This window comes from Burkholderia cepacia, assembly GCF_001039005.1.
Lineage (GTDB): Bacteria > Pseudomonadota > Gammaproteobacteria > Burkholderiales > Burkholderiaceae > Burkholderia > Burkholderia theae.
The window spans coordinates 1-576 of the sequence record NZ_LDWR01000167.1 but is presented as its reverse complement, the minus strand read 5'-3'; the positions used below and the strand labels follow the sequence as shown (position 1 = coordinate 576).

1 rRNA gene is annotated in these 576 nt (G+C 61.1%); it reads left to right on the top strand.

Going from position 1 to position 576, the window contains the following annotated elements:
* Positions 1–576 (top strand): 23S ribosomal RNA (locus VL15_RS43005); the annotation flags it as partial.

Sequence of the window (576 nt, the reverse complement as noted above, 5' to 3'; positions counted from 1 at the left end):
CCACAGGGCGCCGACGCCAAAGCTAAACGTTTCTGAAAGACGCCGCGGGCCGGTGCGACCGCGGCACGATGCCCTGTCGGCGCCGGCCCGCGGATTCGACGCGCGATTGACGCCGGCTGTTCCCCGCGATGCGGTAAAATCCCGCCATTGCGAATCCGGCGCATCGTGCGCCGCCTGAAACGGAAAATCCAGCCATGCCGTACCAGTCCGACGTCACGCAGTTCCTGAACCAGCTCAAAGAGCGTTCCGTAAGCCTGCGAAGGTGCGTTGAAAAGCGTGCTGGAGGTATCGGAAGTGCGAATGCTGACATGAGTAGCGATAAAGGGGGTGAAAGGCCCCCTCGCCGTAAGCCCAAGGTTTCCTACGCAACGTTCATCGGCGTAGGGTGAGTCGGCCCCTAAGGCGAGGCAGAAATGCGTAGCTGATGGGAAGCAGGTCAATATTCCTGCACCATTGTTAGATGCGATGGGGGGACGGATCGCGGAAGGTTGTCCGGGTGTTGGAAGTCCCGGTCGCTGCATTGGAGAAGGCGCTTAGGCAAATCCGGGCGCGGAATTCAAGGGTGTGGCGCGAGCT